Source organism: Alicyclobacillus acidocaldarius subsp. acidocaldarius DSM 446, from assembly GCF_000024285.1.
GTDB classification, from domain to species: Bacteria; Bacillota; Bacilli; order Alicyclobacillales; family Alicyclobacillaceae; genus Alicyclobacillus; species Alicyclobacillus acidocaldarius.
In genome coordinates, this window is sequence record NC_013205.1 from 2,347,763 (window position 1) to 2,363,931 (window position 16,169).

The 16,169-nt window shown below is 62.7% G+C and carries 16 protein-coding genes; 3 read left to right on the top strand and 13 right to left on the bottom strand.

What is annotated here, in order from left to right:
- Positions 1-3: 3 nt before the first annotated feature.
- Positions 4-828 carry a helix-turn-helix transcriptional regulator gene (locus AACI_RS11300; RefSeq protein WP_012811542.1) on the bottom strand — a complete coding sequence of 275 codons (825 nt, stop codon included), beginning with the start codon at positions 826-828 and terminating at the stop codon, positions 4-6.
- 178 nt (positions 829-1,006) lie between these two features.
- On the opposite strand from AACI_RS11300, the gene AACI_RS11305 reads away from it, so the two are divergent.
- The 3 genes from AACI_RS11305 (at position 1,007) to AACI_RS11315 (ending at position 2,814) form a co-directional block, all read left to right on the top strand.
- Positions 1,007-1,498: a DUF1641 domain-containing protein gene (locus AACI_RS11305; RefSeq protein ID WP_012811543.1), complete on the top strand. Its 492-nt coding sequence runs from the start codon at positions 1,007-1,009 to the stop codon at positions 1,496-1,498.
- A gap of 66 nt (positions 1,499-1,564) precedes the next feature.
- A complete protein-coding gene (gene msrB, locus AACI_RS11310; protein ID WP_012811544.1) occupies positions 1,565-2,026 on the top strand; it encodes a peptide-methionine (R)-S-oxide reductase MsrB in 462 nt (153 codons plus the stop codon).
- A gap of 8 nt (positions 2,027-2,034) precedes the next feature.
- Positions 2,035-2,814: a YdcF family protein gene (locus AACI_RS11315; protein WP_012811545.1), complete on the top strand. Its 780-nt coding sequence runs from the start codon at positions 2,035-2,037 to the stop codon at positions 2,812-2,814.
- Here the strand turns inward: AACI_RS11315 and AACI_RS11320 are convergent.
- From AACI_RS11320 to AACI_RS16045, 12 genes are all read right to left on the bottom strand, one after another.
- Complete coding sequence (locus AACI_RS11320; RefSeq protein ID WP_245530576.1) at positions 2,811-3,632, bottom strand: 3'(2'),5'-bisphosphate nucleotidase CysQ; 822 nt, start codon at positions 3,630-3,632, stop codon at positions 2,811-2,813. The genes AACI_RS11315 and AACI_RS11320 overlap by 4 nt on opposite strands.
- 70 nt (positions 3,633-3,702) lie before the next feature.
- Positions 3,703-4,758 (bottom strand): mannonate dehydratase, encoded by a 1,056-nt coding sequence (locus tag AACI_RS11325; protein WP_012811547.1) that lies wholly within the window; start codon positions 4,756-4,758, stop codon positions 3,703-3,705.
- Between the two features lie 15 nt (positions 4,759-4,773).
- Positions 4,774-5,400: a bifunctional 4-hydroxy-2-oxoglutarate aldolase/2-dehydro-3-deoxy-phosphogluconate aldolase gene (locus AACI_RS11330; protein ID WP_012811548.1), complete on the bottom strand. Its 627-nt coding sequence runs from the start codon at positions 5,398-5,400 to the stop codon at positions 4,774-4,776.
- Positions 5,397-6,386, bottom strand: a complete 990-nt coding sequence (locus tag AACI_RS11335) for a sugar kinase (RefSeq protein ID WP_012811549.1) — start codon at positions 6,384-6,386, stop codon at positions 5,397-5,399. Before AACI_RS11335 ends, AACI_RS11330 begins: the two co-directional genes overlap by 4 nt.
- A gap of 298 nt (positions 6,387-6,684) precedes the next feature.
- On the bottom strand, positions 6,685-7,854 hold the full coding sequence (locus AACI_RS11340; protein ID WP_012811550.1) for a glycerate kinase: 1,170 nt from the start codon (positions 7,852-7,854) through the stop codon (positions 6,685-6,687).
- A gap of 27 nt (positions 7,855-7,881) precedes the next feature.
- Complete coding sequence (gene cmr6, locus AACI_RS11345; RefSeq protein WP_012811551.1) at positions 7,882-9,024, bottom strand: type III-B CRISPR module RAMP protein Cmr6; 1,143 nt, start codon at positions 9,022-9,024, stop codon at positions 7,882-7,884.
- The gene (cmr5, locus tag AACI_RS11350) at positions 9,017-9,427 is read right to left on the bottom strand and encodes a type III-B CRISPR module-associated protein Cmr5 (protein WP_148213783.1); all 411 of its coding nucleotides are present in this window, start codon (positions 9,425-9,427) and stop codon (positions 9,017-9,019) included. Before cmr5 ends, cmr6 begins: the two co-directional genes overlap by 8 nt.
- A 1-nt stretch (position 9,428) precedes the next feature.
- Complete coding sequence (gene cmr4, locus AACI_RS11355; protein ID WP_012811553.1) at positions 9,429-10,322, bottom strand: type III-B CRISPR module RAMP protein Cmr4; 894 nt, start codon at positions 10,320-10,322, stop codon at positions 9,429-9,431.
- Positions 10,319-11,566 (bottom strand): type III-B CRISPR module-associated Cmr3 family protein, encoded by a 1,248-nt coding sequence (locus AACI_RS11360; protein WP_012811554.1) that lies wholly within the window; start codon positions 11,564-11,566, stop codon positions 10,319-10,321. Before AACI_RS11360 ends, cmr4 begins: the two co-directional genes overlap by 4 nt.
- Entirely contained in the window at positions 11,563-13,404 is a 1,842-nt protein-coding gene (gene cas10, locus AACI_RS11365; protein WP_245530793.1) for a type III-B CRISPR-associated protein Cas10/Cmr2, read from the bottom strand. Before cas10 ends, AACI_RS11360 begins: the two co-directional genes overlap by 4 nt.
- A 5-nt stretch (positions 13,405-13,409) precedes the next feature.
- A complete protein-coding gene (gene cmr1, locus AACI_RS11370; RefSeq protein WP_012811556.1) occupies positions 13,410-14,843 on the bottom strand; it encodes a type III-B CRISPR module RAMP protein Cmr1 in 1,434 nt (477 codons plus the stop codon).
- Positions 14,836-16,164 carry a TM1812 family CRISPR-associated protein gene (locus AACI_RS16045; RefSeq protein ID WP_012811557.1) on the bottom strand — a complete coding sequence of 443 codons (1,329 nt, stop codon included), beginning with the start codon at positions 16,162-16,164 and terminating at the stop codon, positions 14,836-14,838. The genes cmr1 and AACI_RS16045 overlap by 8 nt, the downstream gene beginning before the upstream one ends.
- Between the last annotated feature and the right edge of the window lie 5 nt (positions 16,165-16,169).

Here is a 16,169-nt window from a genome sequence, read left to right on the forward strand (position 1 = left end):
CCATCACGTCGCTCGCTGTCGAAATTCTCTAGGCGAAATGCCGTATTTCTGGCGAAAGACGCGGTAGAAATAGGAGTACGAGTGAAAGCCGCATCGGTCGGCGATCTCTTCCAAGTTCAGGTTGCTGAAACGCATGCGATCGCACGCCATCTGCAACCGGACATTCTGCAGGTACTGGACGACGGTCTGACCGTACGCCTCTTTGAAAATGTGCACCACGCGCGACACCGAGAGTCCGACCGCGTCCGCGATGTCCGAGAGCGACAGGTCCTCCGCCGCGTGCCGCTCGATGTAGGCTCGAATGCGCTCCGCCGCGATGGGGACGGGCGTGGCGCGCTTCGGATCGTAGCCGTACTTGTCAAACGTGAGGCACAGCGCCCGGAGCAAGTAGTCGCAGAGTTCTTCGTCCGGCTTGCCCGGCCGGCGGTATTCTTCGATGAGCTGGCGCCACAGATAGACGCAGTTTTCGTGTAGCGCGAGGCGCAAATGCCGCTTTCTCGGCCGATGGTTCCACCACTTGTCGACCCACGGGCCGTTGCAGAACAGGTACAGGTCGGTCGACAGATGCTCGCCCGGCCGATCCCCCTCATCCGGCTCGATGCGAAGCTCGTAAGGTTCCCCTGCCGGAAAGAGGAGCAGGTCCCCCGCGCTAACTACCATGGACGCGCCGGATGTCGTGACGACCGCGTGGCCGTCGAGCTGCAGGCGAAACAGGTAGCAGTCGAGGCCCTGGTGCACCGTTTGCACGAATGGAGTATCGTGCTCCGCAAACCCTGCGCCGAGCAGCCACGCTTCAGGCTCTCGGCTCCCGCGATTTCCTGCAGACACGAAACCATTCACTCCCATCGCGAGGCCATCTGCCCATGCGGCCCCCGCCTTTTCGTTTCATCCTCTATTAGACATCGGGCCTCGCGTCCACTATACTGAGCAGTGGAATCGAGAGTCCCAGACAATCACAACCAAGCACGCAGTTCTACGGTGCAAGGCGCAAGGAGGCTCATCCGTCGTGAGTGAGACGCAACAGATGCAAGAGACGCTGGATGTGTCGGACATTCTGCTGGATCCGTCCGTTCAACGTTCGTTGAACAACGTGCTCGAACGGTTGCCGCAGATCGCGAAGCTGGTGGAGGCGCTGACGGCCGATGAGCGCACGCTCGAAAGCCTCGCCGCCATCGTCGAACACCTTCCCCAACTCGCGAAGTTGGTCTACCTCGTGAGCCGCGTGTCCCAGGCCGTGGAGGACGTCATCACGGACGGCGACTCGCTCGAAGGGTTCGGCAAGCTCGCCAAGCAGATGGTCGAACCGGCCGTGGGCCCCGCGAAGAAGCTGCTCGATGCGTACAAGGTGGCCAAAGAGCGCGCCGAGCACGACACCACCACGTACAGCGTGTTCAGCCTGTTGAAACTGCTCAAGGAGCCCGTGGTCCAGAAGAACCTCCGCATCGTCTCCGCGATGCTCGAGGAACTCGGCAAAGACGAGTCCCACGGCCACCATTGAGCCTTTGGCGATCGCGTCCGACCGGCAAGGCGCGATCGCCCCGCCTGACGACAGGGAGGGATGGCCATGAGCGAATCCCAGCGCAAGTGGACCAAAGAGGAGCTGCGAAAGCGCCTTACCCCGCTTCAGTACGCCGTGACCCAGGAGAACGCGACGGAGCCGCCGTTTCGAAACGAGTACTGGAACCACCACGAGGAGGGCCTGTACGTCGACATCGTGTCCGGGCAGCCGCTTTTCTCGTCCCGAGATAAGTTCGACTCCGGCTGCGGCTGGCCCAGCTTCACGAAGCCCATTGCGCAAGACGCGGTGGTGGAGCGGCTGGACCTCAGCCACGGCATGATCCGCACGGAGGTCCGCAGCCGCGACGCAGACGCGCACCTGGGCCACGTGTTCCCCGACGGCCCCATCGACAAGGGCGGCCTTCGCTATTGCATCAACTCGGCGGCGCTCCGCTTTATCCCGAAACAGGACCTCGAAAAAGAAGGATACGGCGAATACCTGAAGCTGTTTGAGGACGGCGAGGACTGATTCCTCCCATGCTGTGGGTCGTCAAGCTGGCGGAGAGCCTCGCCCTGCCGCCGGGCCTCTTCGCCTCCCTCACGCTTGTTTTGGCCATTCTCCTTGCGCGCCATCGCCGCGGCTTCGCCATCGCGTTTGCCGCCGTGTCGCTGGCCTTCGCCGCCGCGTGCACCCCGGCCGTCGGCAATTGGCTTCTCATCCCCCTCGAACGCGCTTACGCGCCGCCCGCGCGTCCCACGGGTGACGCCATCGTGGTGCTCGGCGCGGGCTTCTCCGCCGCCACCCCTGATTTCGCCGATCCCGCCCTCGACACCGGCACCCTGTACGGCGACTCGGGCGAGCGCGTCCTCGCCGCCGCGGCCCTGTACCGAAGGCTCCACTTGCCCATCGTGCTCTCCGGCGGCCCGCTCATCCGCGCAAACGGGAAATCCTACGCGTTTGCGCTCATCGCGGCGCGCGATCTCGCCGCACTCGGCGTGCCACAGCGCGACCTGTACGTGGACGCCACGAGCCGGACGACGGAGGAGAACGCCGAACACACCGCCGTCATGCTGCGCAGACTCCACCGGTCGCGCCCCATTCTCGTCGCGTCGGCGGCGCAGATGGCGCGCGCCGTAATTGACTTTCGGCGCGTCGGGGTGAAGGTCGAGCCGTACCCTGTCGGCTATGTCGCGAGCTCCGTCTGCACGCCCCTCGCGTACGCATGGCTGCCATCGCAGGCGGGCCTCGACGAGACCTGCACCGCGCTGCACGAAGATCTGGGCATTCTCGCCGCGCACCTGCACCTCCACGGCTAGGCGCGCCGTGGGGCGTGCCGCTCGATGAGCAGGGCGAGATCGCCATACGCCTCGCGCGTGGCCGCGACGATGCCACGGGTGAGCGTGTGCGGCTGGTTGAAGCGAAACGGGCGCCCGGCGCCATCGTGTACCCGGCCGCCCGCCGCCAGGACGAGCGCGACGCCGGCCGCGATATCCCACTCGTGTTTCGGGCCGAGGCTGAACGTGCCATCCGCCTCGCCCGCCGCGACGAGCGCGAGCTTATACGCGATGGAGCCCACCGCCCGGACCTCGAGAATGCCGGCAAACGGCTCGAACTCGCCGCGGTTCATCTCCGACCGGCTGCCGAGAATCGTGAGCCGCTCGCCGCGGATGCGGGAACAAACCATGGGCGTTCCATTCCGCCATGCGCCGACGCCCACGGCGCCGAGAAACAGATCCCCCGTCGCGGGATTCACCACCGCGCCCGCCACCGGCTCGCCGTCCCGCGCGAGCGCCACCGAGATGGCGTACTCGGGAATGCGGCGGACGAACTCCCGCGTGCCGTCGATGGGATCGACGATCCACACCCACCTTTTCTCCAATCGATCCGGCCGATCCTTCGTCTCCTCGGACAGCCAGCCCGCCTCCGGAAGCAGCGTGAGCAGCCGCTCTTTCAGAAACGCGTCACAGGCGAGATCGGCTGTCGTGACCGGATCTCGCCTCTCTTCCGGATGCTTGAATTGCGTATCGAAGCCCTGCCTGGCGATCTCCTCCACCAGGCGGCCAGCCTCCCGCACGACCTCCGCCAGGCCATCGAGCCATGCCTTGTCCATGCGCCCCTCCGACTCCTTGGACACCTCGTGTCCAGATGAACACCCGCCTTCCATTATACTGGCGGTGTAAAGCGGGGCGGCGCAGATAGCCGCGTCAGACCCTGTTGGTGACGAACGCGCGAGACGCCTCCCAGAGGCCGTTGAGGTACGTGAGGCCGAGCGCGCGATCGTACAGGCCGTAGCCCGGGATCCCCGTCTCGCCCCAGATCATCCGGCCGTGATCGGGCCTCGCCGGGCCTTGGTAATCGAGCTTCGCGAGGATGGCCACGAGCTCCGCCATGTCGACCGATCCGTCCCGCGACAGGTGGCCGGATTCGTAGAACGACTTTTCCCCGACGCGCTTCACGTTTCGCAGGTGGACGAAGTGCAGCCGATTTCGCTCGCCGAGATCGCGCAGGATGGCGGGCAGGTCGTTCTCCGCCGTTGCACCGAGCGATCCGGAGCAGAAGCACACGCCGTTTGCGGGCGAGTCGCAGATCTCGAACATGCGCACAAACGACGCGTGCCGCCCGATGATGCGCGGGATGCCAATCACGGGCCAGGGCGGATCGTCCGGATGGATGGCCAGGCGAATGCCCACCTCTTCAGCGACGGGAGCCACGGCGCGCAGGAAGTAGGCGAGGCTGTCCCACAGTCCCTCGTCGCCCCGCTCCCGGTACTCGTCCCGCAGACGGCGCAGTTTCTCGCCATCCTCGTCGATGTTCCACACCGGCAGCTTCACCCGTCCCGACAGGAGCGCCTCTTCGTCCACCTCGTCGTGGAAATAGGCGAGCGAGTTCGATCCGTCCGGCAACGGATACGCGAGCGAGGTGCGCATCCAGTCAAAGAGCGGCATGAAGTTGTAGCAGACCGTGTCGATCCCGGCCTTCGCGAGCCGCCTGAGCGTCTCCTGGTACGCCTCGATGTACTTGTCGCGCGCCGGGCGCCCGAGCTTAATGTCCTCGTGCACCGGCACACTTTCGACGACGGTCAGGCGAAAGCCGCGCGACTCCACCTGCCGCACGAGCTCGCGGATCTCGTCCTCCGGCCAGACTTCGCCCGGCGGCACGTGGTAGAGCGCGGAGACGATGCCTACGCACCCTGGGATCTGGCGGATCTTCTCAAGCGCGACGGGATCGTCCGGTCCGTACCAGCGAAACGAAAGTTGCATCCGCGGATCCTCCCCTCAACCGCGCACGAGGCGGACCAGCCGCTCGGCCCGCTTCGCGATGGACGCGTAGTCGCGGGCCTCGAGATCCGCCTTCGGGAAGAGCGAACTGCCGACGCCCACCGCCACCGCGCCCGCGTCGAGGAAGGCGCGCGCGTTGTCCTCGCTCACGCCGCCCGTCACCATGGCCTTGAGATCCTTGAAAGGACCGCGGAGATCGCGCAGATAGCCTGGGCCCACGAGGCTGCCGGGAAAAATCTTCACGGCCTGCGCGCCGTGCCGGTGCGCCGCGGCGACTTCCGTCGGTGTGAGCACACCCGGCACCATCGGGACGCCCCATTCCTGCGCGGCCTCCAGGAGATCCGGATCCAGGTGCGGAGACACGAAGAACGATGCGCCCGCCTCCTTCGCCGCGCGCATCTGCTCGCGCGTGAACACCGTGCCCGCGCCCAGCATCACGTCATCCCCGAGCGCCTCCCGCGTCCTGCGGATGAGGTCCGCGCCGTCCGGCGCGTCCATGGTCACCTCGATGGCGCGCACCCCTCCGTCGACGAGCGCACGCACCACGTCCAGAAACGTGTCCGACGGCAACCGCCGCAGGACCGCCACAATCTTCTCCTGTTCCAGCATCGATACCACGTTCATCGTTCCACGCCTCCCTGGCCCTCGAGATACGACATGGCCTCCCGCCACGTCGGATAGCCTTCATAATCGCCCTCGGCGGTCACGGCGCACGCGCCGACGAGGGCCGCCAGCTTCAGCGCATCCGCCACGCTCCACCCCTTCATCCGCCCCGCGATGAACCCTGCGTTGAAGCCGTCCCCCGCGCCGACCGTGTCCACCACGTTCGAGACGGGCCAAGCTGGTACGTGGAGCACGCCGCCATCCGACAGCCACTCCGCCCCTTCCGCGCCCCGCTTGACGATGACGCCCTCACCGACAAAACCCATGTCTCGGATGGCCGCCCACACCTCCTGACCGCGCGCCGTGCCGAGGAGCAGCTCCGCCTCGGAGTCACCGATGAAGAGCCACGTGGCCCTCGGCGCGTTGTGCTCGAGCAGTGCGCGCCACGCATCTGCAGGCGCCAACTTCAGCCGCACGTTGATGTCGAACGAACACGTCGCGCCCGCCCGGGTGGCCGCCTCCACGAGCGCATCGCTCGCCCGCCGGGCCGCCTCGCCGATCATCCAGGTGATGCCCGTCCCGTGCACCCACGCAATTTCGCCCGACGCAAGCCACGCCTCCGCCGGCTCGGTCGGGAAGCCCTCCTCTGCCATCGCGGACTGCCGGCGATAGTAAAAGACCTCCGTGCGCGCGTCGAGGCCCGACCACTGCTTGAAGTAGATCCCCGTCGGGCACCGGTGGGACGCCGCGAGAAGGCCATCGTCGACGCCCTCCTCGCGCAGCGCGCGGCGGATCTGTTCGCCAAACGGATCGTCTCCCACCTTCGCCAGATATGCGACGGGGACGTCCAATCGCGCGAGGCCGACCGCGGTGTTCAGTTCCGCGCCGGCACAACTCGTGTGGAAGCGGCGCACCTGATGCAGTTTTCCTGGTCCATCCGGCACACAGACCACCAGCGGTTCGCCGAACGTGAGCACGCGCCGCGCATGTCCTCGATGCTCCGCCAACCTCGCCCCTCCTCACCTACATAGCTCGGCCTTGCCGCCGCGGATGCCACATGGCGGCGCGATCGCGGCGCGGCCTGTGCCAGCTCTTGTATACTTGTGTGTTAGAAAATGTGAAAGAATAAGGGCGAGATCGCCCACAAAGACATTGTAGCATGAATGCGGCAGATGCGGTTCGACAGGTGCCAAAGCGGCCGCGGTGCAGGCGGTTGGCATCCGGGAGATGCGCGAGACCCGCGGGAAAGGCGCACCGCTAGCGGTGGGCAAGCGGCGGATTTGCGCCCTTCCGGCTCGCGCGGGCCTAAGGCCGTCCAGCGAGCCACGCACGCACGGCGTTTTCCGCAGCAGCCGCAAGCAGCGCCTTGGCGTTCGCCATGGCCTCGTCCAGCGCGATGGGCCCGGGCGCGGTGGCGAAGAGCGCGGAGACGCCGTGATCGTACAGGCGCTCGGCCCCCGGGCCGATGGCCCCGGAGATGCAGAACACAGGCACGCCGCGGGCTTTGGCGCGCCGGGCCACGCCAGCCACCGCCTTGCCGTGGGCCGTCTGCGCATCCGTGCGGCCTTCGCCGGTGAGGACGAGCGCGGCACGTTCAAGGGCGTGATCGAACCCGACCGCGTCCAGCACAAAGTCGATGCCGGACACCCGCGCGGCGCCAAGAAGGTAGAGCGCGAAGCCAAGGCCCCCCGCCGCGCCTGCGCCGGGCAGGTCCGCCGCTTTGCAGCCAAAGGCCGCCTCGCAGCGCGCGGCCAGGTGCGCGAGCGCCTCGTCTAGACGCGGCACGTCGTGGGTCGAGACGCCCTTCTGCGGGCCGAAGACGGTGGTGGCCCCGTTTTCGCCCGTGAGCGGGTTATCCACGTCGCACACGGCGAGCATCTCGGCGCCGCGGAGGCGCTCGTCGAGGCCAGACACGTCGACGCGCGCCACGCGGTGAAACTCCGCCGGCACCGGGGGCACGTCCTGGCCCGCATCATCGAGTAATCGCACACCGAGCGCCGCGAGCATGCCGACGCCCGCGTCGTTCGTGGCGGATCCCCCGAGCGCCACCGCGATGCGGCGATGCCCCGTCTCGAGCGCGTGCCGGATCATCTCGCCGACCCCGACCGTGGTCCGGCGCCAGACGTCCGCGCCCGAACGGAGGGCCTCCGGCAGGCCGACGGCCTCCGCGCACTCGACGACGGCGGTGCCATCGGGGAGGGCAAGGAAACGGCCTTGCTTAGGTTGGCCGCTCGCCGCCGTAACCTCGGTCGATAGCCACCGCGCGCGGGTCGAGGTGGCGATGGCCGCAAGCGTGCCTTCGCCGCCGTCCGCGATGGGGACAAGCGCCAACTGGGCGGATGGACACGCCCGGCTCACGCCCTCGGCCATCGCCTCAGCCGCCTCGCGCGCGGTGAGCGAGCCCTTGAAGGAATCGGGGGCGAGCAGGATGTGGGGAGCTTCACCTTTCGCGCCGATGGATGTCACGTGCGTCACGTCAAAGCCCTCCGAATTCGATGAGGTCTACCGCCGAGGTCCTGGTCGTCCCTTGGATCGGTCTGCTCCTTTCGACGGAATCCGAGCGGCAGGAGGCTTATCCCATAGAACCCTTTCTGCATCAATATGTGGGTAAAGTTCCTTGATCATCAACTCCATCGTTCCCCCGATTTCTGGCGCCAGGTGCGGAGGTACACTGCTTGCGTTGCCATACAAACGAGGCGGATTCACCGTCTCAAACCAGACCCCTTGTTTCCCCTCGGGAGGTTGAATGCGCCTCACGAGCAGAACAGACCCCCGACTCGGCAGGGCCTCTTCTGTTTCGCTCCCGACCGACTCCGCTTGTCTTCCCTTCGCCCGCCCGTAACCGCTCGACTTTTTCCCGCCGACGCCCCACAGGGAAAGGGCGTCCAACAGCCGGTCCCACGACCAGGCGAGCCATTCCTCAGCTTTTTCATCCTCACAGCCCATTCCGAGCCTGAGGAGAAACGTCGGGCGGTCGAGGCTCAGAAAATGGACTGGGATGGGGTCGTCCATTCCGTGCGGCGTGTCCAGCCCACGGTAATAGGATGGATAATGAATGGTCATGACCTCGAGTCGCAGGGATTTGAGCGCCTCGGGCTTGATGAGCGCATCGTAGAAGGTCAACGCGCCCCGGTTCCGTTCCTCGTCGTCTCGTTCAGTGGTGCCAAAGAGAAAGCGATGGCCTTCCCCGCCTCGCTGAAATTCCGGATGACGCCCCTGTTGACCGACAACGTCGTGCACAAAATGAGACAAAAGCCCCTTCAATGTGCTGCCCGGGATATAAGGAACCCCGTACACGGGATGGAACATCAGTCCAACTTCGTACACCGACTCGCGGCCGAGGCCCACTGCCACGCGTTGTTCAAACTCGATCTCGCCACTCAAATGGCGAGTACGTCCCATGCTGGGCATCGACGCGGCCCGTTGATACACCCGCGGATAGAGATCGCCCTGTTGTGCAGCGCAGAACGCCTTGTGAATTCGTTCATATGCCGAGGCCAGCAAACTCCCGGCATCACCTTGAGGTTCATGCACGCCGACGAATCCGAATCGCTGAAAGACGAGGCCCGGATTGTCCAACTTGGCCCCTACCGTCTCCCACATGCTTTCTTGCGCCAGAGGGCCTCGAATGTCACGATCACGCATGCGGCTCCTCCTCGTCGCCAAACTGGATTTCGACCATTCGCTTCAACCAGGAGGCCGCCTCCAGCGAGAGGCGCGATACGACGAGATACTCGTGCAGTTTCATCTGTGTAAGCTCATCCGTCTTCAGCTCCTTCATCCCAGTGAAGGGAGACAAAAGAGAGGCCAGATGAGCGAGCACGAGTCCGTGAGCCGTGGGATTGTTGGAGGCCCGGCGAGATCGACTTTCCAAGTAGGCGATGGTCTGAAAGAGACCAGATTGATGCAGCAAAGCTGGCAATCCACGCGCCAATGACGCATATTCGGAACGCACACGAGTGTCGGCCGCTTCACGAACGAGGTTCTTAGCACGTTGCAACCATTGAACCGCGCGCGGTTGCAAATCGGACTCAAGCACGCTGTCCATTTCAGTCCACCGCCCTCTCAGGCCCAAAGATGAGTAGGGACTGCCCGCAGCCCGTCGTCGCGTTGCCACCTATTTGCGTAACCACCCGCCCGCGAAACGGACTCGCCGCATCGCTCCCTTCCTCGCGCCTCGGGTCATCCACCGACACGAGTCCAACGAGCACGGACTCCGGCGGCAGGGACTCCTCGTACCAAAGCGCCCCTTGGGCAACGGTGCCATTGTCGCCCATTCGAATGTGTGCGTCCACCTGCGTTCCTTGCTCAGAAAAGAATTGAAACAGTTGATCATGGACGACGACGAAGCGATCCACGAAGATCTGACGCCAGTCCTCGTCGTCAAACAGGATTTCCGCAAGGCGTCGGCCGATGGATGTTGTAACGTCGCAGTTCTCCGACTTCAGGCAAAAGTCCAGAAGGTACAGGGAAGGTTCCGGATTCGACGGAAACGTGAATGCGAGCTTTGAGCTGTTTGAAACCAACGCCCGATCGGTTTCGACCGCGCGTGACAATGCGGGAATTTCAACACCGGTCAGCGCCATGTCCCGCGCCAGGCGCTGCAGGATGAGGGGGCAAGTCACATACGCATAGGTTCCAAACATGCTCGCGACCGGCAGACACACCAGGCGGGCATCCGTGAACGTCGCGATGCCCGCCCGCTCCTGCGTGCCGAACACCCGCTCGACCTCTCTCAAACCGTCTTGCTCCGGCGTACCCTTTTGTCGACACTTTCGCTCCCATTCATCGCGAAGAACACCTTTGATGGAGGTGCCCGGCAGGTACGGCCATCCTGTCACCTTTTCCCGCACGATAGGTAGGTCCACAAATCCCGTGCCTTGTCCCGCCCCTACATGGATGGGAGAATACGCATAAACCCAGTACGACTGAATGACGGTCACAGTACATCCTCCCCCCACGCCCAGCGTCCTGCGGCGACAACTCCGAATCCATCGCGAGCGTCCTGCGGATCATCCGCCACGGAAGACCACCATAAATCCAGAGGCCGGATCGGCCGATAGGCGTCCTCGTTCAAGACGGTAAAGAAATATACGCTACCCGCGGGAACACACTTTCGCATGGGTTTCGGACCACGCGGTTCCGCGAGACTCCAACCCGAGACGGGAACAAATCGAGGCACCACGGCCGTTTCGAGCCTGACGCGCAGATGAGTGCCCGGCAGTTCCCCCTCCAGGCGGTCATCGAGCCAATTGGGCAACCATCCTCGTGCAAACGGACACGGCGTCAAGAACACCAGACGAAGCAAGTCGCCGCTGCGGTAAGGCTCGGCGAGCGCCGAGCTACTGCTCCATTCGCCCGGCACAGGTTGTCTCGCTTCTCGCCACGTCACGCGCGCCAATCCACGTTCCCCACCGAGATGTCCTGGAACATCCGAGCGACTCTGAAAGACGTCCCCGACCTCGTCTGGCAATTCAATCCAGCAGGCGATCCGCTCATCATGTTGAAAGCGGAGGCCGGAGGTAGAGAACAGTCCTCCCGTCTTTCGCTGTCCGCCTTCCATCTGCACGTGCGTGCGCCACTCCACCGCTGGGCCGGATCGGAAATGAAGAGAGCGCTCGCCACTCGCTTGCCCCGCCGTTTCGAAGCCAAGGTACGAAGCCAGAGCCGATGCTGGATCTGCGGTGGATGCCTCGAACACATTGGATTGGACGTGATCGAACGTCATCCATCGGACATACGCTTCGAGCGACCAAAAAGCGGGGGGCGAGATGGGCTTATCCGCACCAGGCGGACAGGCGAAAGCGCTGAGCTGACTCAGATCCGTCCCCGCGCCGGAGCCCATTCGTTTGGGAATCATGGCGCCCACTTTGATGCCATCGCCCGTCCGCGCCATCCACACGTCCCGCCGGGCGGGAACGAAGAGGTTCGGGAAGCCTGATTCTCGCATGACTGCAAGCATGGGGCCCTGAACAGAGATCTGTTTCAAGAGCTCAATGTGGTCGTCCGTAAAAGCGGGCCCGCCTCTGGCCATCAAAGAACCCACCAGTGTGCGCACGGCCCCCGCCGTCGTCGGAGGGAGGGGCCATGACAGCGTGCGAAGCGTGCGGTTCTCGCCACCGAAAGGCCGTCCGTCCCTGACCACCAAACGGTCGAAGGGCTCAAACAGGATCCAACCCGTCCTCACGTGTCCACCTCCTCGCCGGCGCGGATCTCAACGTTCTGCCACGCCTCAGGTTCCGCGTGACTTGCCAACCAGTGACCAAGTTTCAACCACGAAGCGCAATCCTGAAGCGCGGCGGTTGCCGCTCCATCCTGCAGAGCTTGCCGCGCGAGGAGACGCGATCGAAACAGTGAGGTGATGTCGTCCATGACGTCGTCGGCAAGCCGGCGCTCACCCGCCACCGTCCGTCGAGACAGTGCTCGCCGCAGTTCACCCGCCACGATGTCCTCGTCCGCGGCGCCGCCGTACAGGCGACCAATCTGCTCAAGGACATATCCTGTGGTGTGCGCAATCTCCGACCTCTGATGCCACGCGGCCAGCCGCTCCATGCGCGGCACAGGGTCTTCGTCCCATCGGCACCGAACCCGAATCGGATCGCCGCCCGAACGCGTTTGCACGAGCACGCAGAGACCATTTCGGTCCGGCTCCTTGGCCTCATGCTCCGCCTGTTGCGCGAGCTGGCGAAGATAGCCCAGGTCTTCCCGGCAATATCCAATGGCGATCCCAACAGATAAGGAAGGCTTGTCACTCGCGGCGGCGGATGCCACCTCCTCTTCGAAAAGCTTCCGCAGTGCGTCTGCAGCCCGCAGGCAAGTTTCGATGGGCAGGAACGCGAACACGTCGTCGCCGCCCGCGTAGACCGGAACCCCACGGTGTTGGACGATCACGTCCTGCGCCCGCCGCGCGAACTCCGACACGCGATAGCTGAAGTTCGAATGGTCGTCGGAAGTTGTCATTCGGTCGATTTGAACGCCCATCCGATCTCCATCGGCCATCAACACGGCGAGATAGGGCTGAGGCGAGCGTCGCCGAATCTCTTGCAACCGAGTCACCACGCGCTTTAGCTCATCCGCCAGACTGGGATACCGCTCCTGCAACTGCCGGAACTCTTCTTGCTCAAAAAAGCCTTCCAAGAGGGCCTTCCCATCGTATGGGAAATTTTTGTAATGATCCGGCACATAGACCTCGGATCCGTCGCGGCCCCGCGTGGATGACACCACGTCCAATTCAGGTGCCTCTTTGAGGACGCGTTCCAATGTCTCGGAGACCCGCCCGAGTTGCGCTCGAAAGCGCTCGTCGGACATGCCCGCCTGAATCCAGCTGTCCACAGCGACGCGCACGACCGACGGATAAGGGCGCTGACCACTTAGGCGTTTGATGAGCCCCATCGCGTCGAGAGCTTCCCCGGGTCGGATGCCCATTCTCCGCAGCGCACGTTCGATTAAGGCGTCGTTCGTGGAGATGCGGAGGACCGATTCTCGAACGCCGTCCAAGCTCGATTTCGGCACTCGCGCCCCTTCGTTGGGATCAAAGTTCCGAAGCATCTTGCGGCTCGCCAGAATGCCTTCAACGCGCCGCCGGTCGCGATCGTATGTACCCGTCATCGGCACCCACGCCGCGTAGAATTCGAGAAAGTCATCGACCTGACGGAAAAAGAGCGCTTCGTCGAACACATCGCGGCAGGATGAAAGCTCCCTTTGCAGGGCTTGAACTGCTGTTTGTGCCTTTTCACGTAACCACGTGGTAGCGGCTTGATGAGCCCGGTCCAGGACACGAACCACGGACTCTCCTTCGAACACGGCCAGGATTTTATTCGCGACAGCCTGAGAGCCGCTCAAGCTCTCCTTGTGCGGGAAGATGAGCGTGGCACCGTCATCCACGAGGCTTGTTGCGACGCACTTGGACACGTCGGATAGCAAATAAGACCCGAACCACAGATCTCGTGTTCGACGCGCCGCTTGGACGAAATCCTGTACCGGTCCCAGGGCGATGGAAAGCAGATACTTCTGCAAGTACACCACGTCCTTCAAGTAGCGTCGGAACGATAGAGAACCTCAAAACCTTGCTTGCGCAGATGGCGAAGAAAATCCTCCAACGCGTCACCCGTCTTCTCGAACCGCACCTCGCCCCCCTCCAGGGCCTTGAAACGGTCTTCCATCGCTGAGAGCGCGGCTGTTGCGGGCACGGTGATCGGAGCCATCGAACCTACTTTCAGAGACATTCGAACAAATCCATGCTCCTGGTGCGATGGCAGCGGGGACTCGAGCCAAACGCACATCGGGTAGACGGCGTCGCCGATGCGGACCGGTCTCAAGATGAAAGGACTGGGAAGTCGACCCAACAAAGGATTCGCACTTTTGTCCGGCCTCAGTTCGGCGTTCGGCGTCGACTCACCCTTAAATTGGAATATAACTGGAAGACCAAGCACGGCACGCGGAAACCGTAATGCTCCGTTCTTCGGGTTGCCTCGGCCGCGATGAATGGCCCGGATGACGCTGGCCTCGGGCCACGGGGTCTTCGTGAAGCTACGCGTTGGCCCGTTCTTCGGCTGTCTGGGTTGTCGATATTGCCGCAAGGTCTGTAGACAATCTTCCCACGCGTCCCACACGGTCGATCTCGCCATGTTTCTCCGCGGACGCTGGTTTGGCGATTGAACGAGCACTGCGCGGACGCAGGGCAGACATGCGGATGGATGCGAACGAATGTGCTCTCGAAAATCGTCCAGACGACCAGGGACATCATCTGAGGTCAATGCACCAAAACCACGCCGCCAACGCATGCCAAGTCCCCCAAAATGAATCCATCTCCAGAGAGCCTCGCGAATTTCCTGTTCAACTTGAAATCTTGCTCCTTCGACGCTTTTAATCAGTTCACGAGCCCAGGAATTCCAAACGATAGTAACAAGAAAAGAACCCATGCCGACTTCCGACACGGCGCCCGGTGGATCGCTGTTCTGCTCCTGCAACGGAAAGGCAGCGTAAGCAATGGACAACGACCCACTTTGGTTTCCCTGTACATCCATAATGGAAGCCAAGCCTTGGACGACGTCTTTTAGTTTCTTGTGTCTGACATTGCAATTCTTCCATTCTTTGTTTTGCACCCGCACAACCACCAAACCGGCGCGACTGGTACTTCCCCAAATCCAGGCTTCTCGGATGCGCAATCGTTCGGTCGGATCGAGCTCTTCCATAGACGGCAAGTTGGAAAGCGAGCGTTTGCGCGCCTCCTCTTCCCGCAATTTATCAATCCACTGTTCTAGTGGTCCAGGTTGAGACACCGTGCGCCACCAAAACCGCAGGTGTCCGCGCACCGTCTCCCCGCGCACGGGATGGCTCCGGTCTACTCTTTGGGAGTGCACGCCCGCGCCAATCACAGGCGTAAGTGTAGTGACTCGAGCGCTCGCGAGAATCTCGCAATGTTCGACGATGGTGGGAAGTTGCACATCGGGCACCTTACTCATGCGCAATCTCCTCTCGATCTTCCGTCCACTGCGCCAGTCGTTCCATCGATTGCACAAGGTTGGATCGGAATGTCTGTTCGCGCGTCTGCTGAGGGTCTCTTTGGAAGAACCCGTGGTGCAACTGATTTCTCATATCCGAAATCGTTGAAATGTCCTGAGAGAACTCGGCGAGAAAAGCATGCACCAAATCCCATCGTTCAACAGGGATGGACTCTAATTTCAACTGGCCAGCAGCATCGTCTTCGGAGGTAGTTTCCCTCCATCCTTCTTCACTTCTCGCTGCTCGCAACAAGGCCTCGCGCTTCGCCTTGTCAAACACGTCTTCTCCGGCCAATTCGCACGCGTGCGTGGCATACAACTCGCGCATCGTTGTATACGCCTGATGAATCATCCCGCGATCTAGATACCAACGAGTCATCGCAAGCATGAGTGGCACCCACTCCGTCTGGCATAGTGGCTCAATTTGCTCCCGCGCCTGATGCAGAATTCTCAGCAGCGGATAAAAACTGGCTGTACCCTCCGCGGGCTCGGCGAAACGGCGCTGACACTCATCCAAAGCGTCGAGAGCCCTCCTGGCAGCACAAGATACCTCGTGATGCTTCGTAAGGCGCATCGTTTCCCACAAGACATTCCACTTTCTAGCAAACTTCTGAAGCGGCGATAAGAAAGAGGCTTGCGTTGGACTTCTCCTCGCGACGGAACTTTGAATTTCCCTCACCAAGCGCTCCACACCGCTCGCGTCCGGGCCCTTGAGAGCACGGGACATCTCAAGAACCCACTCCTGCAATTGTGCAAGGGCTGTTAGGTCAAGGACGTCACCCGTATCCGCACCATAAAGAATGAGATCCAATTGGATCCCTTGGATGACGTGCGTGTAATGAAGCAACGTGAGCACGAGCATCGGGAAGTATCGAAAGGAGTGTGTAACGTCCACAGCAATGTGCACGTCAGCCCCTCTTTCCGACGCTTGGGCCAACATGCCCACCAACGTATCGAAATTGCGCCACACACTTTGATCACACTGCTCTTGGTCGAACCCCACCTCGTGAATGGCGATTCCCATGCGTTCGGCCTGAGTGTAAAGTTGATCGTGAAGCGTCGCCTCGCCTTCTTCGGGCGGTTTTACCCAGTTCTCCCGAGCTCGTTCGGTCAACACCACCCAAACTTCATCGGGACGAAATGGGATTACCCCGCGCCGCATCCACTCGAGCGCCGTAACCTGAAAGTAATGGCTGTTGGAGACCTCGTCCTCCCATCTGTAGTCCACTTTTCGAGGTGAGCTTCTCCCGACAAACGTGAGAAAGATGTTTTGGGCAGCCATCGTCT

Bases quoted from the DNA above. Each gene is read 5' to 3' on its own strand.
- AACI_RS16045 (WP_012811557.1), bottom strand. From the start codon at position 16,164: ATGGCTGCCCAAAACATCTTTCTCACGTTTGTCGGGAGAAGCTCACCT.
- AACI_RS11325 (WP_012811547.1), bottom strand. From the start codon at position 4,758: ATGCAACTTTCGTTTCGCTGGTACGGACCGGACGATCCCGTCGCGCTT.
- cmr1 (WP_012811556.1), bottom strand. From the start codon at position 14,843: ATGAGTAAGGTGCCCGATGTGCAACTTCCCACCATCGTCGAACATTGC.
- AACI_RS11315 (WP_012811545.1), top strand. From the start codon at position 2,035: ATGCTGTGGGTCGTCAAGCTGGCGGAGAGCCTCGCCCTGCCGCCGGGC.
- cmr5 (WP_148213783.1), bottom strand. From the start codon at position 9,427: ATGGACAGCGTGCTTGAGTCCGATTTGCAACCGCGCGCGGTTCAATGG.
- AACI_RS11330 (WP_012811548.1), bottom strand. From the start codon at position 5,400: ATGAACGTGGTATCGATGCTGGAACAGGAGAAGATTGTGGCGGTCCTG.
- cmr6 (WP_012811551.1), bottom strand. From the start codon at position 9,024: ATGCGTGATCGTGACATTCGAGGCCCTCTGGCGCAAGAAAGCATGTGG.
- msrB (WP_012811544.1), top strand. From the start codon at position 1,565: ATGAGCGAATCCCAGCGCAAGTGGACCAAAGAGGAGCTGCGAAAGCGC.